The sequence below is a fragment of the Rhodoferax sp. EU05-FHT12H12 genome (assembly GCF_058791215.1).
In genome coordinates this window covers 16723-43529 of record NZ_JBYTDI010000009.1, presented here as the reverse complement: position 1 = coordinate 43529, position 26807 = coordinate 16723, and the positions used below count along the sequence as shown (strand labels likewise).

Below are 26807 nucleotides of genomic sequence, written 5' to 3'. Positions count from 1 at the left end.
CGCCTTACTTCCAGACCGGTTTGTTGGGGTTCAAAGCCGCCGTGGCCAGCTTCTTGGGCCACACCACCTCAAACTCGCCGTTCTGCCACTGGCCCACGGTGCCCGGCGTAGCGGTGTTTTCACTGCCGGTGAACTGGATATCGCCCAGAATGGTTTTGTGCGCACCGGCGGCAATGTAGTCGCGCAGGGCCTTGCGGTCCAACCCCACCTTGGCCACGGCAGCCGTCAAGATTTCCAGCCCAGCCCAGGTCGCGCCACTGGCCCAGCGGTCAGGTTCCTTGCCGCCAAACTTCTTGGTGTGCGCGTCAAAGTAGGCCTTGGCACCGGGGCTGGTCTTGCCATTCCACGAGCCCATGCCCAGCACACCCTCGGCACCGGCCGGCGTCATCACATTTTTGTAGAGCTGGAAGGCTGTGCCCACCGAGGCGTAGAAGAACTTGGGGTTGAAGCCCACCTCCTTGGCCTGTTTGCTCGCCAGGATGGTGTCGGGCGGGTAGGTGAAACCGACGAAGGCATCGGGGTTCTTGTCCTTCATGGAACGCAGCACCGGTGACAGGTCTTTCACGCCCGCGGGGTAACTCTTGTCCTCCACCATGCTGATGCCACTGCCTTGTAGCGCGACGCGCAAGGCGGCGTAGTTTTCCAGACCAAACAGGTCATCCACATAGACCACGGCCACGGTTTTGGCACCACTGGCCTTGAGCATGTCCACCAGCGCCTCGCACATGGGTTTGGGCTGCTGCAAGAGCAGGAAGAAATACGGCAACTTCATTTCCACCAGGCGCTTGGACAAGGCCGTAGGTGCGAGGAAGGGGTAGCCAAACCGGTTGGCCAACGGGGCCACGGCAAAGTTGGCGTTGCTGCCCCAGGGTGGGAGCACCAGGTCCACTTTGTCGCTGCCCATGAGTTTTTCGTAGGTGCGCACCACGGTTTCGGTATCGCTGCGGTCGTCGGAGCTGATTAGCTCGATCGGGCGGCGCACCCCCTTCACATCCAGCCCGCCCAGCGCGTTTTGCTGTTCGGCCCACAGCAAGTAGTTGGGCTCCTGGCTCACCTGGGCACCACCAGTCCAGGGGCCGGTGCGCGACATGCTGTAGCCGATACGCACCGGAGGCTGGGCGGCCAGCAGGTGCGGGGCAAAGGCGGCGGCACCGGCCGCGGCGGCGGCACCTTTGAGCAAGGTGCGTTTTGTGTTCTGGACCATGGTGTCTCCTGCGCAATGCGGGGTTTTTTAAGGAATCTGCATCGTAGGAAAAGGGCCCACGTCTGGCTGTGCTGGCCGTGCACAAAGCGCTTGCACAAACGCGCAAGCCCGCTAGGGATAACCCTTGGCGCCTGGCTGCGCCAAAACGCGGGGGGCCGCCCATAATGCATGCACCATGCACGCCCCAGCCCCTGTTGCGCCCCCTCGCCCCCTGGCGGCACGGGCCATGAGCACTGACGACTTCGCGCCCCAGGAGCGCGCGCCGCTGTGGTGTGAGTGGGTATGGAAACACTTTGGCGGCCTGCGCTCCGACCTGTACGGCGACACCGACTTTGACGGCCATCTGAGCAGCGGGCGCGCGGGTGACCTGATCCTGACCCGGCTGGAGGCCAACCGCCACCGCGTGGTTCGCACCATGGACATGGTGCGTGCCAGCGATGAGGGTTACTTGAAGATCGTGGCCCCCTTGCGCGGGCGTGCCGGTGTCGAGCAATCGGGCCGCCAAGCCTGGGTAGGCCCCGGCGCCTGGACCATTTACGACACCACCGCCGACTACCTGATTGCCAACCCCGAGCGGGTGGAGCACCTGATCGTGATGGTGCCCAAAGCCCAGCTGGCGGGCCAGGGCCTGCGTCTGGACACCTTGATGGCCCGGCCCGTGGGCGGCGCCACCGGCATCGCACGCGTGGCCCTGACCACCATGCGCAGCACCTTTGAAGAGCTGCCTAACATGAGTGCCGATGCCGCCCGGGGTGCGGGCGAACTGGTCACCCAACTGGTGCGGCTGTCGCTGATCGAACTGGCAGGGCAACACACGCCGCTAACCCAGCGCGAGGCGCTCAAGGACCGGATTCGCCACCACGTGGCGCTGCACCTGCGCGACCCTGATCTCTCGGTGGACCAGATTGCCACCGCGCTCAACTGCAGCAGGCGCCACCTCTACAACGCCTTTGCCGACGAGCCCCACACGCTGGCCAGCTACATCCAGCACCTACGGCTGGACGCCTGCCTGCGCGAGCTGCAGCAGGTGGGCCTTGCAGCACGCCCCATCACCGACATTGCACTGCATTGGGGTTTCAACAACCTCTCGCACTTCAGCCGCGTGTTCCGCGAGCGCACTGGGCAAAGCCCCAGCGAATTTCGCCAGGCACGCCTGAACTGAGACGGCGCTCAACGCCACGGCATGCGGTTTTGGAGTCCCGCCCCCATTTCGCCCTAGAGCTTTCCCTAAATTGCCCCCCGGACGACAGTTTCCGGCGTGCGTGGCGGTTAATGTGGCCACTCCCCCAACCGCAGGAGACACCGCATGGGAACACCGTCTGTGCAATCGCAGGTCAGCGCCGAGGAATGGAAGCTGCGCGTGGACCTGGCCGCCTGCTACCGGCTGGTAGCGCACTATGGCTGGAGCGATCTGGTTTTTACCCACGTCAGCGCCCGCCTTCCCGGGCCCGAACACCACTTTCTCATCAACCCCTACGGTCTGATGTTTGACGAGATCACCGCCAGCAGCCTGGTCAAGGTGGACCAGCAGTGCAACAAGCTGATCGACTCGCCCTACCCCGTCAACCCTGCCGGTTTTGTGATCCACAGCGCCGTGCACGAGGCGCGCGAAAACGCCGGCTGCGTACTGCACACCCACACCCGTGCAGGCGTGGCCGTGAGCGCGCAAAAGGCCGGCATCTTGCCGCTGAGCCAGCAGTCCACCTTTGTGCTGGCCTCGCTGGCGTACCACGCCTACGAAGGCGTGGCCTTCCGCGACGAAGAAAAGCCGCGCCTGCAGGCCGACCTGGGCCAAGCCAACTTTCTGGTGCTGCGCAACCATGGCCTGCTGGTGGTGGGCAAAACCATTGCCGACGCGTTTTTGAGCATGTACACCTTCGAGGCCACCTGCCAGATCCAGATCGGCGCCCAAGCCGGTGGAGAGCTCACACACGTGAACCCGCAGATTGTGCAAGGCGTGAGCGAAGCCATGCGGGTGCAAACCGGTGGACTGGGTGGCTCCTTTGTCTGGCCTGCCCTGATCCGCAAGCTCAACCGCATTGACCCGAGTTACCAAGAGTGAACCCCATGTCTTCCCAAGAATTTGATTACATCGTTGTCGGCGGCGGTTCCGCCGGTTGTGTGGTGGCCAGCCGCCTGAGCGAGAACCCGGCGGTCTCCGTCTGCCTGCTCGAAGCCGGTGGCCCGGACACCAGCGCCTTCATCCACGCGCCACTGGGCTTTGCCGCCACGGCGCCACTGGGCATCTTCAACTGGAACTTCGAGAGCGTGCCCCAGCCCGGCCTGGGCGGGCGGCGCGGCTTTGCACCGCGTGGCAAGGTCATGGGCGGCAGCAGCTCGCTCAATGCCATGGTCTACACCCGTGGCAATGCCTACGACTACGACCGCTGGGCCGGCCTGGGCAACCCCGGCTGGAGCTACCGCGATGTGCTGCCGCTGTTCAAGCAGTCCGAGCACAACCAGTGTTTTGGTGCCAACGACTTCCGCGGCACCGGCGGTCCGCTCAACGTGAGCTACCTGCGCAGCCCCAGCCCGCTCAACCAGGCCTTTCTGGACGCCTGCGAAAGCCAGGGCCTGCCGCGCACGCCTGACTACAACGGTGCCCAACAGTGGGGCTGTGCGCCCGCCCAGGTGACCCAAAAAGACGGCGAACGCTGGAGTGCGGCCAAGGCCTACATCACCCCCCACCGCAACCGGCCCAATCTCACCATCCTCACCCACGCCCACACCTGCAAGGTGCTGCTGGAAGGTGGCGACGGCGACCAGCGCGCCGTGGGCGTTCAATACCTGCACCAGGGCCAGACGCTGGAGGTGCGCGCCCGGCGCGAAGTGGTGCTCAGCAGCGGTGCCTTTGGTTCGCCGCACATCCTCATGCTCTCGGGCGTGGGCCCGGCCGAGCACCTGCGGGCACACGGCATTCCGGTTCGCCACGTGCTGCCCGGCGTGGGCCAAAACCTGCAGGACCATGTGACCACGGTGTTGATCTACCGCACGCAGCAACAGGATGCGACGCTTGGCTTCTCGGCCAAGGGTGCGCTCAACATGGTGAAGTCGGTGTTCGAGTGGCGCAAGCAGCGCACCGGCTGGATCACCACCAATGTGGCCGAATCGCAGGCCTTCATGAAAACCCGCCCGGATGTGGAAGCGCCCGACATCCAGCTCGCGTTCTGCACCGGCATCGTGGACGACCACACGCGCAAGGCCCACCTGGGCCACGGCTACACCTTGCACGTCACGCTCATGCGGCCCAAAAGCCGTGGCAGCGTCACCTTGCAAAGCGCCAAACCCACCGATGCCCCGCTGATCGACCCTGCCTACCTGCAGGACCCCGATGATTTGGACACGCTAGTGCGTGGCACCCAAATGGGCTTTGACATCATGCAGGCACCGGCCCTGCAGGCCTGCCGTGGCCAGATGCTCTACCCCATCGAGCGCAACAACATCGCCCAAATCAAGCAATTTTTGCGCGATCACTCCGACACCGAGTACCACCCCATTGGCACCTGCAAGATGGGCCCGGCCAGCGATCCCATGGCCGTGGTGGATGCCGAGCTGCGTGTGCACGGCCTGCAGCGCCTGCGCGTGGTGGACGCGTCCATCATGCCGGACCTGGTGACCGGCAACACCAACGCCCCCACCATCATGATTGCCGAAAAGGCCGCCAACATGATCCGCATGGCCGCGCGGGCCTGAGCCACGCAGTAGCATGCACGCTGGCTCCCGGCAGCGTGCCGGGGTGGCTTTCCAGCACCGCACAAGGACTCGCATGAAGCTTTATTACTCCCCCGGCGCCTGCTCGCTGTCGCCCCACATCGTGTTGCACGAAGCGGGCTTGGCCTACGAGGGCATCCTCACCCCCACCAAGACCCACAAAACCCCCGACGGCACCGATTTCTACACCATCAACCCGCTGGGCTATGTGCCCTTTTTGGTGCTGGACGACGGCCGCACCCTGCACGAAGGCCCGGCCATCGTGCAGTACCTGGCCGACCTGGTGCCAGACAAACACCTGGCCCCGGCCCACGGCACTTTCGAACGCTACAAGCTGCAGGAGTGGCTCACCTTCATTGGTACCGAGCTGCACAAGAACTTCTCGCCCCTGTTCAACCCTGCCACCCCCGAGGAGGTCAAAACCGCCACCAAAACCCAGCTGCTATCTCGCCTGGGCTGGGTCAACGGCGAGTTGGCGGGCAAGGACTACCTGATGGGCAACACCTTCACCGTGGCCGATGCCTACCTGTTCACCGTGAGCAATTGGGCACGTCTGGTGGGGGTGGACCTTGCCGGCCTGGACACACTGCTGACCTACCGCGCCCGCGTGGCCGCCCGCCCCGCCGTGGTGGCGGCCATGCAGGCCGAAGGCCTGCGACACTGAGGGCCAGCAGCCCCTGGACCAGGGCCCTACGGAGCCCTTTTGCTATTGTTTTAATAGCTATTGGCGCATATTCCACGGGGGCTAGAAGCCAAAAAGCCCCAAGTTTTGGTGGGCCTGGGGCTGTTGGGGTGCTGAAGCTGCCCTTGTGGGGCGGCCTGCGCGGCGTGGGGTAGGTAGACCTTGGTGCTGCTGGGCTGTGGGTGACAGAGGCCTCCAGTGTAGGCCGTGCACGCCGGCAGGCTATTGCGTTGTTGCGCGTGTTAGCGCTGTTTTTGGCATACTCTGCTCAAACCACCACTTATCTGGGCATTTACATGAAACTGGACCGCTACGACCAGCAAATTTTGGACATCCTGCAGACCGACGGTCGCATCAACAACCAGGACCTGGCCGATCGCATCGGACTCTCCCCCTCGCCCTGCCTGCGCCGCGTGCGTGCACTCGAAGAATCGGGCCTCATCGTCGGCTACCGCGCCCTGCTGGACGCCAAAAAGCTTGGCCTCGCGCTGCTGGCCATTGTTCACATCTCCATGGACCGCCACACCCCCGAGCGCTTTGCCAACTTTGAAGCCAGTGTCGCCGTGCTGCCTGAAGTGCTGGAATGCCTGCTCATCACCGGGCAGGACGCGGACTACCAGATCAAGGTGGCGGTACGTGACATGGACCACTACCAGTCCCTGCTGCTCAACAAGCTCACCCGCATTGAGGGTGTGACCGGCGTCCACAGCAGCTTTGTGCTGCGCCGCGTGGTGGACCGCACCGCTTTGTCCCTGACCTCTGCCCCCTGAGGTCTGGCCCATGTGCCTGATCGCCTGGAACTGGCAGCCGGGCAGTGCCACCCCGCTGCTGCTGCTCGGCAACCGCGACGAGTTCTATGCCCGCCCGGCCGAACCCCTGCACCACTGGGTTGGTGCATCCATTCTGGCCGGGCGCGATGTACACGCGGGGGGCACCTGGCTGGGAGTGGGCCCCGGCGGCCGCCTCGCCGCCCTCACCAACTACCGCAGTGCGGTACCAGCCCGCAAAGACGCGCCCACGCGGGGCCAACTGGTTACCGATTTTCTGCAAAGCCCGCTGGATGCCGGCGCGTACTTGCGCACCCTGCAAGCCCACGCCAGCGCCTACAACCCCTTTAACTTGCTGGTGTTTGACGGCAACACCCTCTTGGGCCTGGAAAGCCGCGGCGCCCGCATCGTGACCCTGCAACCTGGCATGGGTGCTGTTTCCAATGCGGATTTCCACACCCCCTGGCCCAAGTTACGCCAGCTCAGCACCGGCTTGGCGGCTTGTGTGGCGCGCGGTGCAACGCGTGATGAGCACCTCTGGCCCCTGCTGCAGTCACACACCCTGGCAGAAGACGGTGAATTGCCGCATACCGGGGTCCCTCTGGAGTTGGAGCGTGCACTCTCGGCGGTATTTATCGCCACCCCCGCTTATGGCACACGGGCCTGCAGTGTGCTGCGGGTGGAATCTGGCGGTGTGCACTTCAGTGAGCGGCGGTTTGGGGCGGAAGGGGCAATGGGCCAAACCTCCTTGTTCCTTGACCACACGTGAAAAGAATATTGCGTTCCACGGCCCTTGAAGCCCGGCCGTATCCCACCACCTAAGTAGCTTTCCACTCTGCCGCACACCGATCCCCGGTGCGGCGCACCCCATGGCACTTGCCCCGGTTACCCTGATTTCCCTGCTCTTCCACGGGCTGATTGCCTGGCGCCTGTTGCCCGATCTTCCTGACACAGCAGCCTTGATCCTGGGCGGTGTTTTGCTGGTGTCTGCCTTGCTGGTACCACGCGGCTTGATGGGGCGCAGCGGCAAACGGGGTCCGTGGAGCAGTGCCATCGTGTGGACGGGTCTGCTCTGCATGGGCCTGTTTTCCTCACTGCTGGTGCTCACACTCTTGCGTGACGTGCTGTTGCTGGGTGCATGGGGAGTGCAGGCCTCGGGTCTGGAGCTGCGCCTTGACACCTTGCGCCACACTAGCGCACAGGCCGTGCCTTTGCTCGCATGGCTCATGACCATGCTGGGTTTCTGGAACGCACGCCGCACCGCGGCGGTGGTGCGGGTGGATGTGAAGATTGCCAACCTGCCCACTGCACTGCATGGTTTCACCATGGCGCAGATCAGCGATATCCATGTGGGGCCGACCATCAAGACACACTACCTGCAACGCATCGTGGACCGGGTCAACAGCCTGGGCGCACACATGGTGGCTATCACCGGCGATTTGGTGGACGGCAGTGTGAAGGAACTGGGGCGGCACATTGCACCCCTGGCCCAATTGCAGTCCACCCACGGCACCTTTTTTGTGACCGGCAACCACGAGTACTACTCGGGTGCGCATGGTTGGATCGATGCGCTGCGTGGGCTCGGCGTGCAGGTGCTGATGAATGAACACGTGGTGATTCACCACAGCAGTGGCACACAAGACCCGGAACACGCCATGCTGGTGGTGGCCGGTGTGGCCGACTACACGGCGCACCACTTTGATGAAAGCCACCGCAGCGACCCCCACGCTGCCCTGGCCCAAGCGCCAGACCAGGCTGTTTTCAAGCTGCTGCTGGCCCACCAGCCACGCAGCGCGGTGGCAGCAGAGCAGGCAGGTTTTGATTTGCAGCTCTCGGGCCACACCCACGGTGGCCAGTTTTGGCCCTGGGGCTACTTTGTGCGTTTTCAGCAGCCCTTCACCGCAGGGCTGAACCGTCTGGGCAATCTGTGGGTCTATACCAGCCGGGGCACCGGCTATTGGGGTCCACCGAAGCGCTTTGGCGCACCTTCCGAGATCACGCTGCTGCGCCTGGTACAGGCCTGATTACAAGCTAAAGATACCTGTAGCCCTCATGGATACTGCGCCAATAGCTATCAATACAATAGCAAACGCAAACACGCATTAACGCGCGTCAGGCAACTCAATCTTGACTTCCAGCGTCTCCAGATTGTCCTGGCGACCCTGGATAACCTTGATGTCAGACGGATTGATCTTGACGTATTTGCTGATCACCGCTACCAGCTCACGCTGCAGTTCCATGAGCTTTTCGGGTTGCAGGGCGTTGCGCCCTGAACGCTCGTGGGCCAGAAGAATCGACAGGCGTTCTTTGGCAACGCTGGCCGTGCTTTTCTTCTCACCCAGGAAAAAAGACAGTAAAGAAGCCATGGCTTATTTGCCTCCAAACAGACGCTTGAGCAAGCCCTGCTTGGGGGCTTCGATAAAGCGCAGGGGTTTGTCAGTCCCGAGGAAACGGTCGATCACATCTTTGTAAGCCTCGGACACATCGCTGCCCTGCATGTGCACCGCTGGCACACCCTGGTTGGAGGCCTGCAGCACCGATTCACTCTCGGGAATCACGCCAATCAGCTTGATGCGCAAAATGTCCTGGATGTCCTCCAGCGACAACATCTGGCCCTGGTCCACACGCGCCGGGTTGTAGCGGGTGATCAGCAAATGTTCCTTGATCGGCTCTGCACCAGTCATGGCACGCTTGGTCTTGCTGGCCAGCATGCCCAAAATGCGGTCCGAGTCACGCACGGACGAAACTTCGGGGTTGGTCACCACCAGCGCTTCATCGGCAAAATGCATCGCCATCAGCGCGCCAGTCTCAATGCCGGCGGGTGAGTCACACACGATGAACTCAAAGTCCATGGCCGACAGATCCGCCAAGACTTTTTCCACACCGTCTTGCGTCAGCGCATCCTTGTCACGCGTCTGCGAAGCCGCCAGCACATACAGGTTGTCGCATTGTTTGTCCTTGATGAGGGCCTGATTCAGGTTGGCCTCGCCCTGAATGACGTTGATCAGGTCGTACACCACGCGGCGTTCACAACCCATGATCAGGTCCAGGTTGCGCAGGCCCACGTCAAAGTCGATGACGGCGGTTTTGTGGCCACGCAGGGCCAGACCGGTTGCAAAGCTGGCGCTGGTGGTGGTTTTGCCCACGCCGCCCTTGCCAGAGGTAACCACGATGATTTTTGCCATGGGTGAAATGCTTTCGGGATAAAAGTTTGAAATGCGCTCAGGCCTTCAGCGGCTCTATGAGCAATTTTTCCTGTCCATCGCTGCTCAGCCGCACTTGGGCCGCCTTGCCATGCACCTCTTTGGGAAAGGCGTTTTCACTGGTGCGGTACACGCCCGCAATGGACACCAACTCGGGTTCCAGGCACAGCGAAAAAATGCGCGCCTGGGTGTTGCCGCGTGCACCGGCCATGGCCTTGCCGCGCAGTGGTGCGTACACGTGAATATTGCCATCGGCCGCAATCTCCGCCCCCTGGTTGACCATGGCCAACACCACCAGGTCACCACCGCGGGCATAGACCTTTTGGCCTGAACGCAAGGGCTTGTCAATGACCAGGGTGGCCGGACCGGGTACTTCGCGCACCACCTCTTTGACCACTTCTTGCACCGTCACCTTGGCAGGCGGTTCGGCCTGTTTCACGCGCACCACTTCAGGCGACGCTTCTACCAAGCCCACGGCCAGGGCCGCCGCCGTCCACGCGGCACTGGCGCTGCGCACAGCCACCGGAACCAGGTTGCACGAGCGCAAAACCTTCAGCAAAGGCACCATGTCTTGCACCGGGGTGTCTGCAGGCAGATGGGAAAAGTCGATGACCAGCGCATCGTGGTCAAAAAAATCAGCACTTTCGCCGTCTTTGCCGTATTGCTGCTGCAGTTCGACCCCTACCTGCACCCAGTTGTCCGATTTCAAAAGCAGCGCTACCAGAGGGAGCTGCGCGCTTTTGATTTCAAAGCTGGCGGGCTTGGAAATGGAGGTTGAACCTGCGGAAGGAGCTGGCATGAAGACGGTTTTTGCGGAGGGGGAAACGAAAGCTGGCAAATCTTACTTGATCGACAGGGCTGTTTCGACGGTTTGGTGCCCTGGTTTTGCAGATGTACACAACTTTTTTTAGCAAAGAAAAAAGAGTGCACTTTCTCGCCAAAGAAGTCCGCTGCTATTTAACTAAATTCATTATTTAAAGATAGTAGTAGTAGGTAAGCAAAGCCAGTTTGTGTGGACAAGCCATTTTTTCTTATAAAAATCATGCACTTAGATTGTGTGAACCCATGTGGGCGACTGCGCTTTGGTTTTGCTACCCGATTGGGGGTAACTTTGCCTTTTTCAAAAAAACTGTGGATAACTTGTTGCTTATTAGAAATTTATGCACAGGGTTATTAGAGTCCGCGAAGGTGGGAACGAAAGAGTACAGTTGCTCCCATGAAATACCTTTCGCGTTTGGTGTTGGTTGTGCTTGTCAGCTGTGCGGTGTTTTTGGTGGCGGGTGTCTTGGCTACTTGGGCACCGGACCGCAGCGTGGACAAACTGGCTGTCCGTTGGGCCCAACCACCCTCGACCTGGCTGGACGTGGCCGGCATGCGGGTGCATGTGCGTGATGAGGGGCCGCGCAAAGACCCCCATCCGATAGTGTTGCTGCACGGGACTTCTGCCAGCCTGCACACCTGGGATGGCTGGACTGCCGCGCTGCAAGGCCAGCGCCGCGTGATCCGTTTTGATCTGCCAGGCTTCGGCCTGACCGGCCCCCACCCGGCCCATGACTATTCGATCGCTGCCTATGTGCAGTTCGTCACCCAGGTGCTCGATGTCATGGGGGTGCGCACCTTCGTACTGGCTGGCAATTCGCTGGGGGGCCATATCGCCTGGGCTACGGCGGTGGCGCAGCCCCAGCGGGTAAGCCAGCTGATTTTGGTGGATTCGGCAGGCTATCCCTTGGTGTCGCAATCCGTGCCCATCGGTTTCCAGCTGGCCCGTTTGCCGGGGATGGGCCATGTGATGGAGTACGTATTGCCGCGGGGGGTGATTCAGAGCAGTCTGCGCAATGTGTATGGCGACGCGGCCAAAGTCACGCCAGCCTTGGTGGACCGTTACTACGAGTTGACACTGCGCTCTGGCAACCGGGCTGCACTGCGCGACCGGTTTCAGCAGGGTCTGTCAGGAGACACAGATGGACTCAAAACCCTCAAAATACCCAGCTTGGTGATTTGGGGTGCACAAGACCGGTTGATTCCGCTGGACAATGCCCAGAAGTTTGTGCGCGACTTGCCAAATGCCAGCTTGGTGGTGTTTGACGATCTGGGGCATGTGCCCCACGAAGAGGACCCCCGGCGCACGGTGGATGCTGTACGTGCTTTCCTGAACATTGTGTAGAACCTGTGCTGCCATGGCTGACAAAAAACCTTTTGAAATTGCCCGCGAAACCCTCAAGCAGCTGACCGCGCGCAAGCTGGTTCCCACCCCTGCCAATTACCTCTCTATCTACAACGAGATTGCGGGCATTCCCCATGTGCCGCATTTTCCGGCGGACATCCTGCGAGACATCGCCCAATCGTTGCCCGTCAAAACGCCAGGGCAACAAAAACAGAAGGGTTTGCTCGATTACTCCATCGACCGGCTGAGCTGGGATGGTGTGAAATCTGCATTGATGGCCTATGGCGGCTTTGTGCCTGTCAACGCCCCGGAGGGGGCCGTGGGTGGTGGCGTAGCCAGTCCGGTGGCCGATCCGGTTGCTAACGGCGTGGCACCAGCTGCGCTCACCACAGATTTTTTGGCACAGATCGGCAAGCTGATCGAATACGCCCAGCCTGCGCTGGGCAACGACGATGTGCGTTTCAACGAGCAGACGGATACCTTGGTCAAGGCATTGCGCCAGCCCGGTACCGATGTGGCCATTGCCAAACTCATGCTGGTGAACTACAGCCACCGCCTCTCGTTTGCAGCGGAAGACCAGGCCGAAGTGCGTGCTACCTTGCTCAAACTTTTGCACTTGGTGTTTGAAAACATTGGCGAGCTGAGCCTGGAAGAACAGTGGCTCAAAGGCCAGATGGATGCGTTGATGGAAGCATCCACACCACCTTTGACACTGCGTCGCCTGGACGACGTGGAGCGTCGCCTGAAAGACGTCATCTTCAAACAAAAAGACGCCAAAGCCAGGACCCTGCAAGCGCAAAACGAGATGCGCAGCATGCTGGCCACGTTTGTGGAGCGGCTCTCGCAAATGACGCAGTCCACTGGCAACTTCCAACAGAAGCTGGAAGAGAGTGCGAAGCTGATTGAACAAGCCAAGTCGATCGCCGAGATTGCTCCAGTGCTCAAAGACGTTGTGGGGACCACACGTGCCCTGGCCCAGGAGAGCCAAGCCTCGCGCGAGCAACTGCAAAACATGCGCGAACGCGCCACAGAAACCGATGCCCAGCTGGCCCGTTTGAACCAGGAACTTGACCGTGTGAGTTCCCAGGCCCGCCACGATCCGCTGACTGGCGCCTTGAACCGCAAAGGCCTGGACGAAGCACTGAACCGCGAAGTGTCGAACGTGCGGCGCAAAGATGTGCCCCTGAGCGTCGCCTTGCTTGACATCGACAATTTCAAAAAGCTCAACGACACCATGGGTCACGCTACCGGTGACATTGCGCTCACCCACCTCGCCACAGTGGCGCGCGAATGCATGCGCCCACAAGACACCTTGGCGCGTTATGGCGGCGAAGAATTCGTCATCCTCTTGCCAGACACGCCCCTGGACAAAGGCATAGACGCCATGACCCGCTTACAGCGGGAGTTGACCAAAAAGTTCTTTCTTGCCGGTACCGAGAAAGTATTGATCACCTTCAGCGCCGGGGTGGCCCAGTTGGCCGCCAACGAAGAACCATCCGACGCCATCAAACGCGCAGACCAGGCCATGTACCTGGCCAAACGCGCTGGCAAAAACCGGGTGCTGGGCGCCTGATCTGGAGATCACTGCCATGCCTTATCTGATTGCCGGGCTGCTCATTTTTCTGGGTGTGCACTCTATCCGCATCGTGGCAGACAGCGCCCGCACGCGCCTGCGCAGCCAGTGGGGCGAGAAAGCGTACAAGGGGGCGTATACGGTTTTGTCTTTGCTGGGTTTTGGCCTGATCGTCTGGGGATTTGGTGTCGCCCGCGAAACGCCCACCGTGCTCTGGATGCCAGCTACCGGCATGCGCCACCTGGCGGCGCTGTTGACCCTCTTGGCCTTTGTCTTGCTGGCCGCGGCCTATGTGCCGGGCAACTCCATCAAGGCGCGTGTGCACCACCCCATGGTGTTGTCGGTCAAAACCTGGGCTTTGGCACATGTGCTGACAACGGGTACCGTGGCCCACGTCTTGTTGTTTGGCAGCTTTCTGGTGTGGGCGGTGCTGTGTTTTGTGGCCTCACGCCAACGTGACCGGGTCCAGGGTGTGGTGTATGCGGCAGGTACCTTGCCAGGTACGGTGGCCGCGCTGGTGGTGGGGGTGTTGGCGTGGGCGTTGTTTGCGTTCTACCTGCACGGCGTCCTGATCGGAATTCGCCCGCTGGGCTGAGTGGGCAGGGCTCAGGGCGTCAGCAGCCACTGGATGACAAACTTGGCTGCAAAACCCACCATGCCAAAGGCCAGGCCCAGGAACAGCACAAAGGTGCCAAACTTGCCGGCCTTTGACTCCCACGCCAGATGCCCAATGATGAACAGCATGTAGAGCATGAACCCGGCAACACCGAAGCTCAGGCCAAAGCTGGCAATTTGCTCTTCAGAGAACCCGAACATCAGTGCTTGTCCCGTGGCTGGTAGGGCTCGGAATACGCTTCACGCGCCGGCAATGCCGATGCGTCGACCAAGTCCCGGTAGGCATGCCAGCTGGCGTGGCCCAGCATGGGAATCACCGGAATCAGGCCCAGCAACAGCGAGCCCAGGCCCAGCAGCGTAAAAATCATGATCAATGCTGCCCAAAAAGCCATGGGCACGGGGTTGGCCAGAACGGTGCGCCAGCTGGTCAGCACTGCCTGCCACAGGGAAATGCGGCGGTCCAGCAACAAAGGCATGGACACCACACTGGAGGCAAACAGGGGTGCCGCCAGTACGCCACCCAAGGCCAGCCACAGTTCAAACAACCAGCTGTTGGGAGCCAACACCACGTGGTGCACAAACTCCAGCGGGGTGTTGATGGGCACGGGGGCCAGCAAGGTAATCAGGGCGGCAGAGGTCAGCACCCAGCCCGTGGCCGCCAATGCCAGCAGGGCACCAAACTGCACCATGCACCAGTAGTCGTTGCCCCATTTATTGAAATGGCTGTTTTGCCAATTCAGCCAGGTTTTGAAGACCACGCTCCAATCTGCGGTTTCCTTGCGCTCCAGCGCACGGCTCAGAGCGTAGAGGCTGGTAGCCAGCACTGGGGCCACCACCAGAAAACCGGACAGCGCACCTGCCAGCAGCCAAAAACGGTGGTGGGCCATGGCCACAATGGCAGAGCCCAACACTGCCAGTGCAATGCCATGGGCAAAACTGGACCAGCCGGCGCGCGCCATATCACGCCAAGCGAGAGCGAGCCAGGCCATGGGGCGCATCAAACCGATGGTGCGAACAGCAGGAGGGGTAAAGGGGGAAGAGGGCATGCGATGGGTGGGGTCACAGTGTAGGCCGCTAGCATGGCGCAGATATTGATATCCATCAAGCACCTGTGCTCACCGCATAATCCGGGCGCCCTAGCCCCAGGAGATCCCATGCCCCGTTCCGTACTCGACGAATCCCACATCCACCCCGCTGTGCGTGCACGCATAGCGACACACCATGCCGACATCGTGCAGGAAGTGCAGGCCGCCGTGGCCCGCAATGCCGTGGTCGTGGTGGGCATGGGTTTGAACCCCATGCCCAAAAAAGCGCGCGCCGCGTTGGACGCGGCGCAAATTTCCCATACCTACCTGGAATACGGCAACTATCTCAACCAATGGCGCCGCCGCAATGCCTTGAAAATGTGGACCGGCTGGCCCACATTTCCCATGGTGTTTGTCAAAGGTACCTTGGTGGGCGGAGCCAGCGATCTGCAAGCCCTGATTGCCAGCGGTGACCTCAAGGCTTTGCTGGCCTGAGCTTAGTGGTGTTTGCTGCCGTGCTGGCTGCCCTTGCGGGTGTGTTCGGCGTCAAACAGTTTCTTCTGCTCGGGGCTCAATGCCGCATAGAGTGCTTTGGTCGCATCATCGCGCTTGGCCATGGCCGCCTGCATATCGCCCATGTGTTGCGTACGCAGGGCGCGCATTTTGTCCAGGCGCTCGGGCGTGCTCAGTTTCTCCATTTCGGCGTGGTCGGGGCGTTGCTGCGCATTGCGGGCCGGTGGTTTCATGGCTGTGGTGAAGGCGGTCCAGGCGCCCTCTTGTGCCGCGGTGATCTTCAGTTTGGCTTTCAGGTCGGCACTGCGCTTGGCGTGCATTTCCTCCATCTTGGCCGGGTCCATGCGGCGGTGTTCGGCGCGTGGCTTGCCGTCCATCATCGCGTCGCCGTCTTTGTAGGCAAAGGCCGAAACACCAGCACCAGCCAGCAGGGAAGCAATGATCAGGGTTTTGAAATGTGTCTTCATGGGGAGCTCCTTAGGTCTTGAACCCGTAGCGGATATCGCCATCAGGTTGGGAACAAGTGTGCGGCGCGCATGTAACGCGGACGATTGCGTTGGGATAAGACTTTGTAAAGTTGCATCACAATGCCCGGTTCTGGAAGAAAAGGGTAAACGTGTTCAAAAACATGATGGTGTACCGCTTGGTGTCGGCCTGGTCGACCACGCAAGCGCAATTGGAAGAGGCGCTGGATGGCGCGCGGTTTGTGGAATGTGGCGCCAGCCAGGAAAAGTCTGTGGGTTGGGCCGAACCGCGCGGCCAGGCCCATGGCCCGCTGGTGGAGATCATTGGTGGCCAATGGCTGCTCAAGCTCATGATCGAGGTCAAAAGCGTGCCCGGTTCGGTGGTCAAACGCAAGGTGCAGGAACAGCTGCAGCATATTGAAGCCACCACAGGCCGCAAACCCGGCAAGAAAGAAGCGCGTGAGATTCGTGACGATGCACGCTTGGCCCTGCTACCCATGGCCTTTACCAAACAGTCCAGTGTGCTGGTGTGGGTAGACCCCAAAGCCGGCCGCTTGGTGCTGGATGCTGGCAGCCAGGCCAAGGCCGATGAGGTGATGACCGCGCTCATCAAGGCGGTGGACGGCTTGGCCGTGCAACTCATCAACACCCAGGTGTCTCCAGCGGCGGCCATGGCAAGCTGGTTGGGCACGCAAGAGGCCCCCCCGGACTTCAGCGTGGACCGCGAATGCGAGCTCAAGGCAGCGGACGAATCCAAGGCCGTGGTGCGCTACACCCGCCATGCGCTGGACACGGATGAAGTGGCACAACACATCGCGCTGGGCAAGATGCCCACGCGCCTGGCCATGACCTGGAACGAGCGGGTGTCCTTTGTGCTGACCGAGGCGCTGCAGATCAAAAAGATTGCATTTCTGGACACCGTGTTCGAAGAAGCCTCCAAAGCCGCCGGTGATGGCAAGGACGACAACTTTGACGCCGACGTGGCGATTGCCACGGGTGAGTTGGTGCAGCTGATCCCGGATTTGCTGGAGGCTTTGGGGGGCGAAGTGGCTCTGGGCGAAAACCCTGCGTCCAGCCCAGTTACTGCAAGCTGAACCACTAAACGCTAAGCTGCCTCTTTTTTGGAGGCCGCCATGCAACGCAAGACCGCACAAGACTTCGACCAAGAGCTGCTGATCCTGTTTGATGCCTATGTGCACGGTCTGGTGGACCGACGCGGCTTTCTGGAAAAAGCCCAGAAATTCGCAGTGGGTGGCGCCACCGCGGTGGGTTTGTTGGCAGCCCTGAGCCCCAACTTCGCCATGGGGCAGGTCGTCGCCAAAGACGATGCGCGCATCAGCACCCGCATGGTTGATATTCCCTCACCGGCTGGTTACGGCAGTATCAAGGGGTATCTGGCCCAACCCGCCAAAGCAGACGGCAAACTGCCCAGCATTCTGGTGGTGCACGAAAACCGGGGCCTGAATCCGCACATCGAGGACATTGCCCGCCGCCTGGCGCTGGAAGGGTATCGGGTGCTGGCGCCCGATGCCCTCACGCCCCTGGGTGGCTACCCTGGGGATGAAGACAAGGCCCGCACCCTGTTTGCCCAACTGGACCAAACCAAAACCCGCGAAGACTTTGTGGCCGCCGCAGGTTGGCTGCAAACCGTGCCGCAAGGCAACGGCAAATTCGGTACCGTGGGCTTTTGTTACGGGGGCGGTATGGTTCACTTTCTTTCCACGCGCCTGCCCAACCTTGCCGCCGCAGTGCCCTTTTATGGCAACCACCCGGCACCCGAAGAGGCGGCCAAGGTCAAAGCCCCCCTGTTGATTCACTTTGCGGCTGTGGACGAGCGCATCAACGCCGCCTGGCCCGCGTACGAAGCGGCGCTGAAAGCTGCGGGTGCACGCTACACCGCCCATGTGTATCCGGGCACCCAACACGGATTCAATAACGACACCACCCCGCGTTTTGATGCGGCCGCGGCCCAATTGGCCTGGGAACGCACGCTGGCCTTTTTTGGCCAGACCTTGCGCGGCTAGGCAGGACTTGCTCAGTCGTCATGGCGGTCATGCCCATGGCCGTGACCATGGTGGTGCCCGTGGCCTTTGCCCTTGTGGGGTTTGAAGCCATGGCGGTAGTCATCGTCGCGATAGCCTGCGCGCTGGTAATAGGGGTTGGGGCCGTAGACCCGTGATTGCGCAGGCTGTTGGGTCACGCTGCGGCCCACGCCAGCACCCGCTGCACCCCCCACTCCCGCGCCCACCACGGCTCCGGTGCGCCCACCCACGGAGTGACCCACGGCCGCACCGGCGGCCCCGCCTACGGCGCTGCCAATCACCGCACCGGTTTGGCCGGAGCCACGGGTGCTGACCGCAGCGCCCGCGGCGCCACCCAATGCACCGCCTACCACGGCCCCTTGTTTGCCACCCATGCTTTGGCCAATCGCTGCACCCGCCGCAGCACCGGCACCGCCCCCCAGCAGGGGTGTCCAGTCGTTCGCGTGGGCGGAGTGCACCAAGGCCAACAGGCCCAGGGCGGCGAGCGAAGCACGCAAGGTGTTTGCAGAAGCGGTGTTGGTAGTCATGCGATCACGGGGGCCGCAGCCCCTACCGCCAAACGTGGCGGTTTATGCATCCACAACGCCAGCCCAGGGCAGTGGATGACCCCCCTTACAAGGGTTTACACCTGCAGCAACTGCTTACGTTCGCCCAGGGCAGCAAGCGCTTCGCCCACCCCTTCCCACGCGATGGCAAAGCCGTTGCGGGACAAGCCCGTCGCGGCTTGCGCCAGGGCCTGGCGGGTGCCGGCTTGCACGCTGTCAATCACCGGCACGGGCACCTGTGCCTGGACCGCGGCTGCCATGCCAGCCAGCCCTGCGCCACCCAGCACCACAGAGCCCACCTGCCAGCGCTCGGCCGCCGCGCGGCAGGCCTGGGCCAGCAGGGCAATAGCGGCCTCGGGGTTGCTGGCCAGCTCGGCCCCACTGGGCACCACGGTGTGGATGCCGGCCAGCGCGGGTGCATGGCCCAGCGTGTAGGCAAGTCGCTCCAGCATGGGTTTCCAGGGCGCTCCCCCGGTCACGATGGCAAAGGGGCCATGTTGGGCGGCTTCATGGAACGAGGCCTCGGCCAGGCCCGTCACCGGCGCCTGGCTGCCCTGGCGCAAGGCCAGCAGCCCGGGGTCGCCAAAACAGCCGATCAACACCGCGTCAGGCCTTGGCTCTCCGTCCTGCAAGGCACTGGCCCACCGGTCCAGCAAAGCATGCGCAGCCACGGCGTAACTGGCTTCACACGCAATGTAGGGAGCACCAAACCGTGCAGTCACAGTACGCACCCTGACCTGCGGGCCAGCCGTAGCCTGCGCGTGTGACTGCAGCAGGGCACTCACATGTACCGAGGTGTTGGGATTGATGACCAGCAAATGGCGCATGCGCTGCATCAAGGGCCCGCAGGGTTGTTGCCAAACAGGGAGGCGAGATCTGGCGCGGCTTCTTCGGCCGCGGTGAAGCGCAGTTGGGCTTCGAGCTGTGCCAAATGCTCCCGCATCAGGCGCGCGGCCTCGCGTGCGTCGCGCAGGCGAATGGCATCCAGCAACGCACGGTGCTCCTGGCAGCCACAGGAGGTGGCCTCTGCCCGCGCCTGCAAATGGTTGTCGCTGTAGGTCATCAAAATCAGCGAGGTGCGTGACACCAGCTCGCGCAGGATGCGGCCCAGCGTCTGGTGGTCCGACGCATTGGCGATGTGCAGATGGAAGTCACCCGAAAGGCGGATGGCGCGGCGCATGTCACCTGTCGCGCGTGCGGCTTCTTCGTCGTTGATGCACTGGGTCAGCACGGCAATGTCATCGGCTGTGGCGCTGGCGATAAAACATTCGATGAGCGTGGGCTCGATCATGCGGCGCACCTCAAACACCTCGCGTGCTTCTTTCTCGGTGGGCTGGGCCACGGTGGCACCGCGGTTGGGCGTGAGCGTGACGATCTGCTCGTTGGCCAGCCTTACCAGTACGGGGCGAATGCGGGTGCGCGATACACCGAATGCAGTGGCAAGCTTTTCCTCAATGAGTTTGGTGCCTGGGGGCAGGCGGTGGTCCAGAATGGTGGCCACCATGCGCTCGTAAATCTCGTTTTCTGTCAGAGCGACAAAATCAGTCATGCAGTCCGCCGGTTGGCTGGCTTCTTGGCCAGCAGTTTGGACAGGCCCACCGCCAGTCCCATCACCAGAAACGATACCACCATGGTGACCGTGCCCAGCGCGTAGATGGAGGGGGTGGTGACCGTGGTGGTGAGGCCTTGTAATTCGAGGGGCAGCGTGTTGACATCACCAATCGCCTGCGAGGTGCGGGCAATCTCGTCCCAGCTCAGCGTGAAGCCGAACATGCCAATGCCCACCACAGACGGCGCAATCAGCGGCAACACCACATGGCGAAAGCCTTGCCAGGGCGTGGCGCCCAAATCACGTGCGGCCTCTTCATAGGCGGGGTTGAAGCGGTTGAAGATGGCAAACATGATGAGCAGGCCAAAGGGCAGCGTCCAGGTCAGGTGCGCGCCCAGGGCCGAGGTGTAGATGCCCAGCGCGGTGCCGTAGTTTTCCAGCACACCGTCCATGCCCAGTGCCTCCAGTGTCTTCTTGATGCCGCCATCGAGCAGGCGGAACTCCAGGCCAATGCCCAGCGACACGATGATGGACGGCATGATGAGGCTGGCCACCACGGTGAAGAACAGGATGTGGCCGCCACGCAGCTTCTTGCGAAAGGCCAGACCGGCCAGCACCGAGAACACGATGGTGAAGGCCATGACGGTGAGGCCCAGACCCAGCGAGCGGTAGAGCGCAGCACCAATGTCCACCACGCCCAGGCCCTCGGCCAGCTTGTGGAACCAGTGCAGCGACAGGCCTCGCATGGGGAAGGTCAACCCGCCCTCGGGCCCTTGGAAGCTGAGCACCACAATGACCAGCATGGGGCCGTAGAGAAACAATACATAGGCCGCGAAGAACAGGGCCAGCAGCCAGAAGGCGGCGGAGCGATCTTTGGTTTGCATCTCAGAGCTCCTTGCGGATATCGACCATGCGCGTCAGCGCCCAGATGATCATGAGCACGATGCTCAAGAGCACCACCGCGTTGGCAGCGGCCAGCGGGAACTGCAGGTAGGACGTCTGCACCTGGATGATCTTGCCCACCGAGGCAATTTGCTGCCCGCCCATCACACCGATGGTCACGAAGTCACCCATGACGATGGTGATGACAAAGATGGAGCCAATGATGATGCCGGTGCGGCACAGCGGCACGATCACGTTCCACAGCGTTTGCCAGGCGGTGGCACCGCTGTCGCTGGCAGCCTCGATCAGGCTGCGGTCGATGCGCATCATGCTGTTGAAGATGGGCACGATCATGAAGGTGGTGAACAGGTGCACAAAGGCCAGCACCACCGAGAAGTCGGAGAACAGCAGCCACTCCACGGGCTGCTTGACCATGCCCATGGTCATGAGCGCATCGTTGACCAGTCCGTTGCGGCCCAGCAGGGGCACCCAGGCAATCATGCGGATCACGTTGGAGGTCCAGAACGGAATGGTGCACAGCACAAACAGCACGACCTGCACACCGCTGGATTTGACGTGGAAGGCCAGAAAGTACGACACCGTAAAGCCGATCACCAGCGTCAGCAGCCACACCAGCAGGCTGAACTTGAAGGTGGACAGGTAGGTCTTGACGGTGACACACAAGTCGCCGTATTCATTGCGCGACAGGCAGCCGTCGAAGATGGCCACGTAGTTCTTGACGCTGAACCCGGGCAGCATCTCGTACTGGTTGTAGTCCCAGAAACTCACCATCAGCACCAGCGCCAATGGAATTAAAAAGAAGAGCGCAAACACCGTGGTGAGCGGCAAGGCCTGCCACCAGGCCGCAAGCGTGCGGCCCGGGGCAGATGCCGCCGGAAGTGAGGGTGCTGAAGGTGCGCTCATGGTGTTTTCACTTCCTATGCAGGGCTATCAAGCAGCCACAAACTCATTCCACTTCTGGACCATGTAGGCGTTTTCGTCCATCACGGCGTTCCAGCAGGCGATGCCGCCCATGCGGGCTTCGTAGCTGCCACCGTCGCGGCTTTCCCCCTTCTTGGCCAGCACATCGCCGTTGGGGCTCTTGATGTCTTGCGTGGCAGGCTTGCCTTCCATCCAGTAGGCCCACTCGTAGGCTTCCATCTTGGCCTTGGCGGTGTCCAGCACGGCGCTGTAGTAGCCCTGGCGGTTCAGGTAGGCACCGGCCCAGCCGTCGAGGAACCAGTTGATGAACTCGTAAGCACCGTCCAGCTTTTTGCCGGACAGGGTGGCGGGCAGGCCGAAGCCGGAGGCCCAGGCGCGATAGCCTTCCTTCAGCGGCTGGAAGTTGCAGGCAATGCCCTTGGTGCGCACGGCCGTCACGGCGGGCGACCACATGGACTGGATCACCACTTCGCCAGACGCCATCAGGTTGACGGACTCGTTGAAGTCTTTCCACAGGCTGCGGAACTGGCCGGCCTTCTTGGCTTCAATCAGGGTCTTGATGGTCAGATCAATTTCCTTCTTGGTCATGTTGCCCTTGTCGGGGTACTTGTAGATGCCCATGGCCTCCACCACCATGGCGGCGTCCATGATGCCGATGGAGGGGATGTTCAGGATCGCGGCCTTGCCCTTGAATTCGGGGTTCAGCAGTTCGGCCCACGACGAGATGGGGCGCTTGATCAGGTCGGGGCGGATGCCCAGCGTGTCGGCGTTGTACACAGTGGGGATCAGGCTCATGTACTGGGTGGGGCTCTTGGCGAACACCTTGCTCTTTTCGCCTTCGAGGTAGATCACCTTCTTGGGCGCGGTGCCCTGGTCGCCCACGGCCTTGCCGGCCACCATGCCGGTGGTGAACAGGCTGGTGATCTTGTCGGCGTTCTTGATCTTCTTAGTGTCGATGCCCTTCAGGTTGCCGGTAGGCACGATGTTTTTGAGCGAAAAGTACTCGGAGTCGATCAGGTCAAAGCTGTTGGGCGCAGTGACGGCGCGTTTGGTCACGTCGTCGGTGGTCACGGCCACGTACTGGATCTTGATGCCGGTGTCTTTTTCAAACTTTTCCGCAATCGCCTTGTCCTGGTTTACCGCAGTGCCCAGGTAGCGCAGCACGATGGGGTCGGCCGAGTGCACGGCGGGGAACACGCCCGCGGCCAGGATACCGGCGGTGCCTTTGAGCAGGCTGCGGCGTTGCATGGGCGCGGCAGTGGAGAGGGTGTCTTTCAGATCGTCAGCCATGGGAAAACTCCTTAAAGAAGGTCGGGAGGGGGTTAAAAACTTCTTGCGAAGACAGGGAGAACTCGGGTGCGGCGCGGCGTGCGTTTCAAGACGCCAGCGGGTGTGCGGCGGCTGGCGCCCAGCTCAGCTGCACGGTCTCGCCCACGGCGTAGGGCCGCTGGGCAAAGGTGGCTTCGGACACCATCACCGAGAGCTCGGCCGTGGTGTGTGCGGTGTGGGCCACGCCGGGGTTTTGCAGGCCCAGCAGCACATAGGTGCCCTGGTACTCCACATCGGTGATGACGGCGCGCTTGGTGTGTGGGGCATCGGTGTTGGCGCTGGTGGCGGGGGTGACCTGCATCTGGTCGGTGCGCACCCCCACCTTGCCGGCCGGGGTTTCCAGCACGTTGTGGCCGCCCATGAAGCGCGCCACAAACTCACTGGCGGGCCGGTTGTAGATCTCGTGTGGGCTGCCCACCTGCTCGATCACGCCGTGGTTCATCACCACCATGGTGTCGGCCAGGGCCATGGCCTCTTCCTGGCTGTGGGTGACGTGGATGAAGGTCAGCCCCAGCTCTTTTTGCCAGCGGCGCAGCTCGGCACGCATCTGGATGCGCAAAAACGGGTCCAGCGCGGAGAGCGGTTCGTCCAGCAGCAGTACGCGCGGCTGGGTAATCAGGGCGCGGGCTAGGGCCACGCGTTGCTGCTGGCCGCCGGACAGTTCAGCCGGCTTGCGGTCGGCCAGGTGGCCCATGGCTACGCGCTGCAGCAGGTCCTGCGCCTTGGCATGGCGCGCCAGCTTGTCCACGCCTTTCATCTTCAGGCTGAAGGCCACGTTGTCCAGCGCGCTCAGGTGGGGGAACAGTGCAAAGCTCTGGAACATCATGGCCGTGCCCCGCTCGGCGGCGGGCAGGTCGGTGATGTTGCGGTTCTCCAGCAGGATGTCGCCGCCGGTGGCGGACTCATGCCCCGCAATCATGCGCAGCGTGGTGCTCTTGCCGCAGCCCGAGGGCCCCAGCAGGCAGCAATAACTGCCGCTGGCAATACGCAGGTTGATGTTGTCCACGGCAGGCTTGCCCTGGGCGTAGCGTTTGCTCAGTCCAACCAGCTCAATGGCCGCGGCCTGCACGGGGGGTGTGGCGTTCATGCCAAACCCTACGCAAAGCCTGTGCCAGCTTTGTACACAATGTTTTTAAGTAATTGTGTACAAAATGCACCTGCTTTGTGCAGTGCAGCACACCAAGGCCGCAAACCGGTGCGCGCGGCTTTGGTGCAGGCAGGCTGGCGCTTGCCCGGCGTTTAGGTGCCAAATTGGCTGCTAGCGCTTATGGATATTGCGCGAACAGCTATCTATTTGATAGCGATCAGCGCTTCATCTTGCAGGTGCTGAACCCAAAGATGGCATACGGTGGGCACCAGCCCATCAGGCCGGTGGCCAGGGGCACGGCGCCCAGCCAACCCCACCAGCCCACGGTGCCCGTGGCGGCCAGGCCGACGAGAACGGCGCCAGCGCCTATGCGGATGATGCGGTCAATGCCGCCAACGTTTGCTTGCATGGAATCACTCCTTGGTTGTGATGGCGTGATTGGACGCCTTCCGCGCGCCTGTGTCTGTGACTTAAGTCACCCAGGGGTATGGGGCGTGTTGGACGCTTGCCCGCCCGCCACGGCCCGCAGCGCCTGGCTGTTCAGGATGTGGATATGCTCCCGCCCCAGCGTCAGCCAGCCCTCTCGCTCAAAGCGGCGCAGCAGGCGCGTCACCATCTCGCGCACGGTGCCCAGCGCATCGGCCAGGGTTTGGTGCGAGAGGTACAAGTCTTGCCCCCGCCCCAGCAGCGCCGCAGCCAGCCGCTGGTCCAGCTTCTGGAAGGCCACCGCATCCACCAGGCTGGTCAGCTCGGCCATGCGTTCGGCAAACAGGCCCAGCACCAGCTTGCGAAACGCGGGCGTGTCCAGCCATTCTTCAAACAGTGGGGGCGGAATCATCAGCAGCGTGCTGGCCTGGGTGCTCATCCCTTGCGCGCCCAGCGGCAGCCCGCGAAACAGGCTGGCACTGCTGACCAGGCACAACTCGCCGGGGCGTACCCGGTACAACTCCAGGCTGCGCCCATCCTCCGCATGGCAGGCCACCCGCACCTCCCCTGTCAGCACCAAGGGGAAGCCCTGGCACGGCGCGCCCTGCGCAAACAGCTGCGTACCGGCCGGCACCAACACCGCCTGCGTTTGCAGCGCCGCCAGCGCCGGGGCCAAAGGTTCCAGGGCGGGATACAGGGTGAGCAGGTCGGTGTGCATGGTTAGGCATCATATCGGCCTCCAGCGCTTATGGAATATGCGCGAGCAGCTATTGTTTTGATAGTGCAGCGAGGCGGCTGGCGGTGCGCTCGGTTGGCCCCATAACGGCCAGATCGGCCAGCAGCTGGGTGCGTTCTGCCCGGCGCAGCGGCCGCAAGCCAGCCGCCACCCACTGCGCACGCTCCAGGTTGATGCTGCCGCGCGCCTTCCAGCGCTGGGCTTCCAGGGCGGGGTTGTGCAGCATGGCGGCCAGCCAGACGGCCTGGGCAGCGCTGAGCTGGTCGGCGCGTTTGCCAAAGTAGGTGTGGGCCGCAGCCTGCGCACCGCACACGGTGGCACCCCAGGGCGCGTGGCTCAGGTAGAGCTGCAGAATGCGGGCCTTGCCCAAGGTCTGCTCCATCTCCACCGCATAAAGCAGTTCGCGCAGCTTGCGCACGGGGGAACGTTCACCGCCCGTCACCAGCAGCTTGGCCACTTGCTGTGACAGCGTGCTGGCGCCGCGCAAGGTGGCGTCCTCTGCCTGGTTGCTGCGCAGGGCCTTGTTCATCTCCACCAGGTCGTAGCCGGGGTGTTCATAAAAGCGTTGGTCTTCGGCGGCCAGCACGGCGCGTGCCAGCAGGCTGTCGTTACGCACATGGGCCCGCACCATGGCGGTGGGCAGGCCACGGTTGCACTGGCTTTGCGCCTGCGCCCATGCTTCGGTGCCCAGGCCGCTGACGGCCATGCCGTCCAGCCGTGGCTGCACGCGGAGTTGTTTGCTCGGCAACTCCAACGTGGCTTTGAGGGAAAACGTGCCGTCGATCCGCGCGGTGGCGACCTCGGGGATGGCGCTGGTAAACAGTGCATAGCCATCGGCCACCGGGGTCGTGGGCACATCGATGTGCAGCGTGATGCCAGTGGGGCGCAGCGTGCCGTGCCAGGTGGCCGACACAGTGCCGCTCTGCAGGGTGCCACGCAGCTCGGTGGCGTTGCGGCGCACGGTCATGCGTGCGTTTTGCAGGCGGATCGGTTCACCGCCCCAACTGCTGCTGCGTAGCGTGCAGGGCTGGCAGTGCAGCTGGAGTTGCTGATTGGCCTCGTCCCACGCCAGCCGCACTTCGCCCAGGCGCGTGGGCAGGGTGTGGCCGTGCAGCTGCCTTGCAATCCAGGGGGTGCTGCCCCATTGCACCAATGCAGCCACACCCACGTCCATCTTCAGTGGGCCCACGCGCAGCGTGGTGGCCCAGTCGCCGGGTGCTGGGCGCACGATGGCCCGCGCGGTCAACAACAAAGCGCTCAGGCCCAGCATGGCCAGCACCGTAGCAATAACCAAAACCCGGGCCGTGGCCCACAACAGTTTGCGCACAACATCATCCTTGCAAAAACA

30 protein-coding genes are annotated in these 26807 nt (G+C 62.3%); 13 read left to right on the top strand and 17 right to left on the bottom strand.

Annotation, left to right across the window (positions count from 1 at the left end; genetic code table 11):
• Positions 1-4: 4 nt before the first annotated feature.
• On the bottom strand, positions 5-1204 hold the full coding sequence (locus AC3WS7_RS17930; RefSeq protein ID WP_296464564.1) for an amino acid ABC transporter substrate-binding protein: 1200 nt from the start codon (positions 1202-1204) through the stop codon (positions 5-7).
• A 226-nt stretch (positions 1205-1430) separates the two neighbouring features.
• On the opposite strand from AC3WS7_RS17930, the gene AC3WS7_RS17925 reads away from it, so the two are divergent.
• The 7 genes from AC3WS7_RS17925 (at position 1431) to AC3WS7_RS17895 (ending at position 8388) form a co-directional block, all read left to right on the top strand.
• Positions 1431-2366, top strand: coding sequence for an AraC-like ligand-binding domain-containing protein (locus AC3WS7_RS17925; protein ID WP_492657298.1), 936 nt, complete (start codon positions 1431-1433; stop codon positions 2364-2366).
• A 144-nt stretch (positions 2367-2510) separates the two neighbouring features.
• Positions 2511-3266, top strand: coding sequence for a class II aldolase/adducin family protein (locus tag AC3WS7_RS17920; RefSeq protein WP_492657297.1), 756 nt, complete (start codon positions 2511-2513; stop codon positions 3264-3266).
• A gap of 5 nt (positions 3267-3271) precedes the next feature.
• Positions 3272-4897, top strand: coding sequence for a GMC family oxidoreductase (locus tag AC3WS7_RS17915; RefSeq protein WP_296464574.1), 1626 nt, complete (start codon positions 3272-3274; stop codon positions 4895-4897).
• Positions 4898-4970: 73 nt separating this feature from the next.
• A complete protein-coding gene (gstA, locus tag AC3WS7_RS17910) occupies positions 4971-5579 on the top strand; it encodes a glutathione transferase GstA (protein ID WP_492657296.1) in 609 nt (202 codons plus the stop codon).
• A gap of 272 nt (positions 5580-5851) precedes the next feature.
• On the top strand, positions 5852-6367 hold the full coding sequence (locus tag AC3WS7_RS17905; protein ID WP_492657295.1) for an Lrp/AsnC family transcriptional regulator: 516 nt from the start codon (positions 5852-5854) through the stop codon (positions 6365-6367).
• Positions 6368-6377: 10 nt separating this feature from the next.
• Positions 6378-7133 carry an NRDE family protein gene (locus AC3WS7_RS17900; protein ID WP_492657294.1) on the top strand — a complete coding sequence of 252 codons (756 nt, stop codon included), beginning with the start codon at positions 6378-6380 and terminating at the stop codon, positions 7131-7133.
• Positions 7134-7233: 100 nt separating this feature from the next.
• Positions 7234-8388: a metallophosphoesterase gene (locus AC3WS7_RS17895; protein WP_296464585.1), complete on the top strand. Its 1155-nt coding sequence runs from the start codon at positions 7234-7236 to the stop codon at positions 8386-8388.
• 78 nt (positions 8389-8466) lie between these two features.
• Here the strand turns inward: AC3WS7_RS17895 and minE are convergent, their stop codons facing one another.
• From minE to minC, 3 genes are read right to left on the bottom strand one after another with little or no spacing between them, the layout of a single operon-like run.
• Complete coding sequence (minE, locus tag AC3WS7_RS17890) at positions 8467-8730, bottom strand: cell division topological specificity factor MinE (RefSeq protein ID WP_094476503.1); 264 nt, start codon at positions 8728-8730, stop codon at positions 8467-8469.
• Between the two features lie 3 nt (positions 8731-8733).
• Positions 8734-9549, bottom strand: a complete 816-nt coding sequence (gene minD, locus AC3WS7_RS17885) for a septum site-determining protein MinD (RefSeq protein ID WP_296464590.1) — start codon at positions 9547-9549, stop codon at positions 8734-8736.
• 37 nt (positions 9550-9586) lie between these two features.
• On the bottom strand, positions 9587-10366 hold the full coding sequence (minC, locus tag AC3WS7_RS17880; protein ID WP_296464593.1) for a septum site-determining protein MinC: 780 nt from the start codon (positions 10364-10366) through the stop codon (positions 9587-9589).
• A gap of 417 nt (positions 10367-10783) precedes the next feature.
• Here minC and AC3WS7_RS17875 point away from each other — a divergent pair, with 417 nt between their 5' ends.
• The 3 genes from AC3WS7_RS17875 to AC3WS7_RS17865 are packed head-to-tail and all read left to right on the top strand — an operon-like array spanning position 10784 to position 13899.
• Entirely contained in the window at positions 10784-11731 is a 948-nt protein-coding gene (locus AC3WS7_RS17875) for an alpha/beta fold hydrolase (RefSeq protein ID WP_492657293.1), read from the top strand.
• 13 nt (positions 11732-11744) lie between these two features.
• Positions 11745-13304 carry a GGDEF domain-containing protein gene (locus AC3WS7_RS17870; RefSeq protein WP_296464599.1) on the top strand — a complete coding sequence of 520 codons (1560 nt, stop codon included), beginning with the start codon at positions 11745-11747 and terminating at the stop codon, positions 13302-13304.
• A 16-nt stretch (positions 13305-13320) separates the two neighbouring features.
• Complete coding sequence (locus AC3WS7_RS17865; RefSeq protein ID WP_492657292.1) at positions 13321-13899, top strand: NnrU family protein; 579 nt, start codon at positions 13321-13323, stop codon at positions 13897-13899.
• Between the two features lie 11 nt (positions 13900-13910).
• Here AC3WS7_RS17865 and AC3WS7_RS17860 read toward each other — a convergent pair whose 3' ends face one another.
• The gene (locus AC3WS7_RS17860) at positions 13911-14120 is read right to left on the bottom strand and encodes a DUF2788 domain-containing protein (protein ID WP_492657291.1); all 210 of its coding nucleotides are present in this window, start codon (positions 14118-14120) and stop codon (positions 13911-13913) included.
• Positions 14120-14965 carry a DUF2189 domain-containing protein gene (locus tag AC3WS7_RS17855; RefSeq protein ID WP_492657290.1) on the bottom strand — a complete coding sequence of 282 codons (846 nt, stop codon included), beginning with the start codon at positions 14963-14965 and terminating at the stop codon, positions 14120-14122. Before AC3WS7_RS17855 ends, AC3WS7_RS17860 begins: the two co-directional genes overlap by 1 nt.
• Before the next feature lie 108 nt (positions 14966-15073).
• Here AC3WS7_RS17855 and AC3WS7_RS17850 point away from each other — a divergent pair, with 108 nt between their 5' ends.
• The gene (locus AC3WS7_RS17850) at positions 15074-15439 is read left to right on the top strand and encodes a glutaredoxin domain-containing protein (RefSeq protein WP_296464610.1); all 366 of its coding nucleotides are present in this window, start codon (positions 15074-15076) and stop codon (positions 15437-15439) included.
• 2 nt (positions 15440-15441) lie between these two features.
• Here AC3WS7_RS17850 and AC3WS7_RS17845 read toward each other — a convergent pair whose 3' ends face one another.
• Positions 15442-15924, bottom strand: a complete 483-nt coding sequence (locus AC3WS7_RS17845; RefSeq protein ID WP_492657289.1) for a Spy/CpxP family protein refolding chaperone — start codon at positions 15922-15924, stop codon at positions 15442-15444.
• Between the two features lie 149 nt (positions 15925-16073).
• Here AC3WS7_RS17845 and AC3WS7_RS17840 point away from each other — a divergent pair, with 149 nt between their 5' ends.
• Both AC3WS7_RS17840 and AC3WS7_RS17835 read left to right on the top strand, forming a co-directional pair.
• Positions 16074-17015, top strand: a complete 942-nt coding sequence (locus AC3WS7_RS17840) for a recombination-associated protein RdgC (RefSeq protein ID WP_296464618.1) — start codon at positions 16074-16076, stop codon at positions 17013-17015.
• A gap of 39 nt (positions 17016-17054) precedes the next feature.
• A complete protein-coding gene (locus tag AC3WS7_RS17835) occupies positions 17055-17945 on the top strand; it encodes a dienelactone hydrolase family protein (RefSeq protein WP_296464621.1) in 891 nt (296 codons plus the stop codon).
• 11 nt (positions 17946-17956) lie between these two features.
• On the opposite strand, the gene AC3WS7_RS17830 is transcribed toward AC3WS7_RS17835, so the two are convergent.
• From AC3WS7_RS17830 to AC3WS7_RS17785, 10 genes are all read right to left on the bottom strand, one after another.
• Complete coding sequence (locus AC3WS7_RS17830) at positions 17957-18490, bottom strand: glycine zipper domain-containing protein (protein WP_296464624.1); 534 nt, start codon at positions 18488-18490, stop codon at positions 17957-17959.
• A 95-nt stretch (positions 18491-18585) separates the two neighbouring features.
• Positions 18586-19335: an aspartate/glutamate racemase family protein gene (locus tag AC3WS7_RS17825; RefSeq protein WP_492657317.1), complete on the bottom strand. Its 750-nt coding sequence runs from the start codon at positions 19333-19335 to the stop codon at positions 18586-18588.
• Positions 19336-19343: 8 nt separating this feature from the next.
• Positions 19344-20057 (bottom strand): GntR family transcriptional regulator, encoded by a 714-nt coding sequence (locus AC3WS7_RS17820; protein ID WP_492657288.1) that lies wholly within the window; start codon positions 20055-20057, stop codon positions 19344-19346.
• Complete coding sequence (locus AC3WS7_RS17815) at positions 20054-20941, bottom strand: ABC transporter permease (RefSeq protein WP_296464634.1); 888 nt, start codon at positions 20939-20941, stop codon at positions 20054-20056. The genes AC3WS7_RS17820 and AC3WS7_RS17815 overlap by 4 nt, the downstream gene beginning before the upstream one ends.
• Position 20942: 1 nt before the next feature.
• The gene (locus AC3WS7_RS17810; protein WP_492657287.1) at positions 20943-21863 is read right to left on the bottom strand and encodes an ABC transporter permease; all 921 of its coding nucleotides are present in this window, start codon (positions 21861-21863) and stop codon (positions 20943-20945) included.
• Positions 21864-21890: 27 nt separating this feature from the next.
• Positions 21891-23171, bottom strand: coding sequence for an ABC transporter substrate-binding protein (locus AC3WS7_RS17805; RefSeq protein ID WP_492657286.1), 1281 nt, complete (start codon positions 23169-23171; stop codon positions 21891-21893).
• 85 nt (positions 23172-23256) lie between these two features.
• Complete coding sequence (locus AC3WS7_RS17800) at positions 23257-24297, bottom strand: ABC transporter ATP-binding protein (protein WP_296464642.1); 1041 nt, start codon at positions 24295-24297, stop codon at positions 23257-23259.
• A 217-nt stretch (positions 24298-24514) separates the two neighbouring features.
• Positions 24515-24706: a YgaP family membrane protein gene (locus tag AC3WS7_RS17795; protein ID WP_296464645.1), complete on the bottom strand. Its 192-nt coding sequence runs from the start codon at positions 24704-24706 to the stop codon at positions 24515-24517.
• Between the two features lie 66 nt (positions 24707-24772).
• Positions 24773-25441 carry a Crp/Fnr family transcriptional regulator gene (locus AC3WS7_RS17790; RefSeq protein WP_492657285.1) on the bottom strand — a complete coding sequence of 223 codons (669 nt, stop codon included), beginning with the start codon at positions 25439-25441 and terminating at the stop codon, positions 24773-24775.
• A 49-nt stretch (positions 25442-25490) separates the two neighbouring features.
• Complete coding sequence (locus tag AC3WS7_RS17785) at positions 25491-26786, bottom strand: biosynthetic peptidoglycan transglycosylase (protein WP_492657284.1); 1296 nt, start codon at positions 26784-26786, stop codon at positions 25491-25493.
• Positions 26787-26807 lie beyond the last annotated feature (21 nt).

Bases quoted from the DNA above. Each gene is read 5' to 3' on its own strand.
- minC (WP_296464593.1), bottom strand. From the start codon at position 10,366: ATGCCAGCTCCTTCCGCAGGTTCAACCTCCATTTCCAAGCCCGCCAGC.
- AC3WS7_RS17820 (WP_492657288.1), bottom strand. From the start codon at position 20,057: ATGACTGATTTTGTCGCTCTGACAGAAAACGAGATTTACGAGCGCATG.
- AC3WS7_RS17795 (WP_296464645.1), bottom strand. From the start codon at position 24,706: ATGCAAGCAAACGTTGGCGGCATTGACCGCATCATCCGCATAGGCGCT.
- AC3WS7_RS17920 (WP_492657297.1), top strand. From the start codon at position 2,511: ATGGGAACACCGTCTGTGCAATCGCAGGTCAGCGCCGAGGAATGGAAG.
- AC3WS7_RS17805 (WP_492657286.1), bottom strand. From the start codon at position 23,171: ATGGCTGACGATCTGAAAGACACCCTCTCCACTGCCGCGCCCATGCAA.
- AC3WS7_RS17855 (WP_492657290.1), bottom strand. From the start codon at position 14,965: ATGCCCTCTTCCCCCTTTACCCCTCCTGCTGTTCGCACCATCGGTTTG.
- AC3WS7_RS17830 (WP_296464624.1), bottom strand. From the start codon at position 18,490: ATGACTACCAACACCGCTTCTGCAAACACCTTGCGTGCTTCGCTCGCC.
- AC3WS7_RS17875 (WP_492657293.1), top strand. From the start codon at position 10,784: ATGAAATACCTTTCGCGTTTGGTGTTGGTTGTGCTTGTCAGCTGTGCG.
- AC3WS7_RS17895 (WP_296464585.1), top strand. From the start codon at position 7,234: ATGGCACTTGCCCCGGTTACCCTGATTTCCCTGCTCTTCCACGGGCTG.
- AC3WS7_RS17800 (WP_296464642.1), bottom strand. From the start codon at position 24,297: ATGAACGCCACACCCCCCGTGCAGGCCGCGGCCATTGAGCTGGTTGGA.
- AC3WS7_RS17825 (WP_492657317.1), bottom strand. From the start codon at position 19,335: ATGCGCCATTTGCTGGTCATCAATCCCAACACCTCGGTACATGTGAGT.
- AC3WS7_RS17865 (WP_492657292.1), top strand. From the start codon at position 13,321: ATGCCTTATCTGATTGCCGGGCTGCTCATTTTTCTGGGTGTGCACTCT.
- AC3WS7_RS17790 (WP_492657285.1), bottom strand. From the start codon at position 25,441: ATGCACACCGACCTGCTCACCCTGTATCCCGCCCTGGAACCTTTGGCC.
- minE (WP_094476503.1), bottom strand. From the start codon at position 8,730: ATGGCTTCTTTACTGTCTTTTTTCCTGGGTGAGAAGAAAAGCACGGCC.
- AC3WS7_RS17860 (WP_492657291.1), bottom strand. From the start codon at position 14,120: ATGTTCGGGTTCTCTGAAGAGCAAATTGCCAGCTTTGGCCTGAGCTTC.
- AC3WS7_RS17870 (WP_296464599.1), top strand. From the start codon at position 11,745: ATGGCTGACAAAAAACCTTTTGAAATTGCCCGCGAAACCCTCAAGCAG.
- AC3WS7_RS17900 (WP_492657294.1), top strand. From the start codon at position 6,378: ATGTGCCTGATCGCCTGGAACTGGCAGCCGGGCAGTGCCACCCCGCTG.
- AC3WS7_RS17810 (WP_492657287.1), bottom strand. From the start codon at position 21,863: ATGAGCGCACCTTCAGCACCCTCACTTCCGGCGGCATCTGCCCCGGGC.
- AC3WS7_RS17850 (WP_296464610.1), top strand. From the start codon at position 15,074: ATGCCCCGTTCCGTACTCGACGAATCCCACATCCACCCCGCTGTGCGT.
- minD (WP_296464590.1), bottom strand. From the start codon at position 9,549: ATGGCAAAAATCATCGTGGTTACCTCTGGCAAGGGCGGCGTGGGCAAA.
- AC3WS7_RS17835 (WP_296464621.1), top strand. From the start codon at position 17,055: ATGCAACGCAAGACCGCACAAGACTTCGACCAAGAGCTGCTGATCCTG.
- AC3WS7_RS17915 (WP_296464574.1), top strand. From the start codon at position 3,272: ATGTCTTCCCAAGAATTTGATTACATCGTTGTCGGCGGCGGTTCCGCC.
- AC3WS7_RS17815 (WP_296464634.1), bottom strand. From the start codon at position 20,941: ATGCAAACCAAAGATCGCTCCGCCGCCTTCTGGCTGCTGGCCCTGTTC.
- AC3WS7_RS17845 (WP_492657289.1), bottom strand. From the start codon at position 15,924: ATGAAGACACATTTCAAAACCCTGATCATTGCTTCCCTGCTGGCTGGT.
- gstA (WP_492657296.1), top strand. From the start codon at position 4,971: ATGAAGCTTTATTACTCCCCCGGCGCCTGCTCGCTGTCGCCCCACATC.
- AC3WS7_RS17925 (WP_492657298.1), top strand. From the start codon at position 1,431: ATGAGCACTGACGACTTCGCGCCCCAGGAGCGCGCGCCGCTGTGGTGT.
- AC3WS7_RS17930 (WP_296464564.1), bottom strand. From the start codon at position 1,204: ATGGTCCAGAACACAAAACGCACCTTGCTCAAAGGTGCCGCCGCCGCG.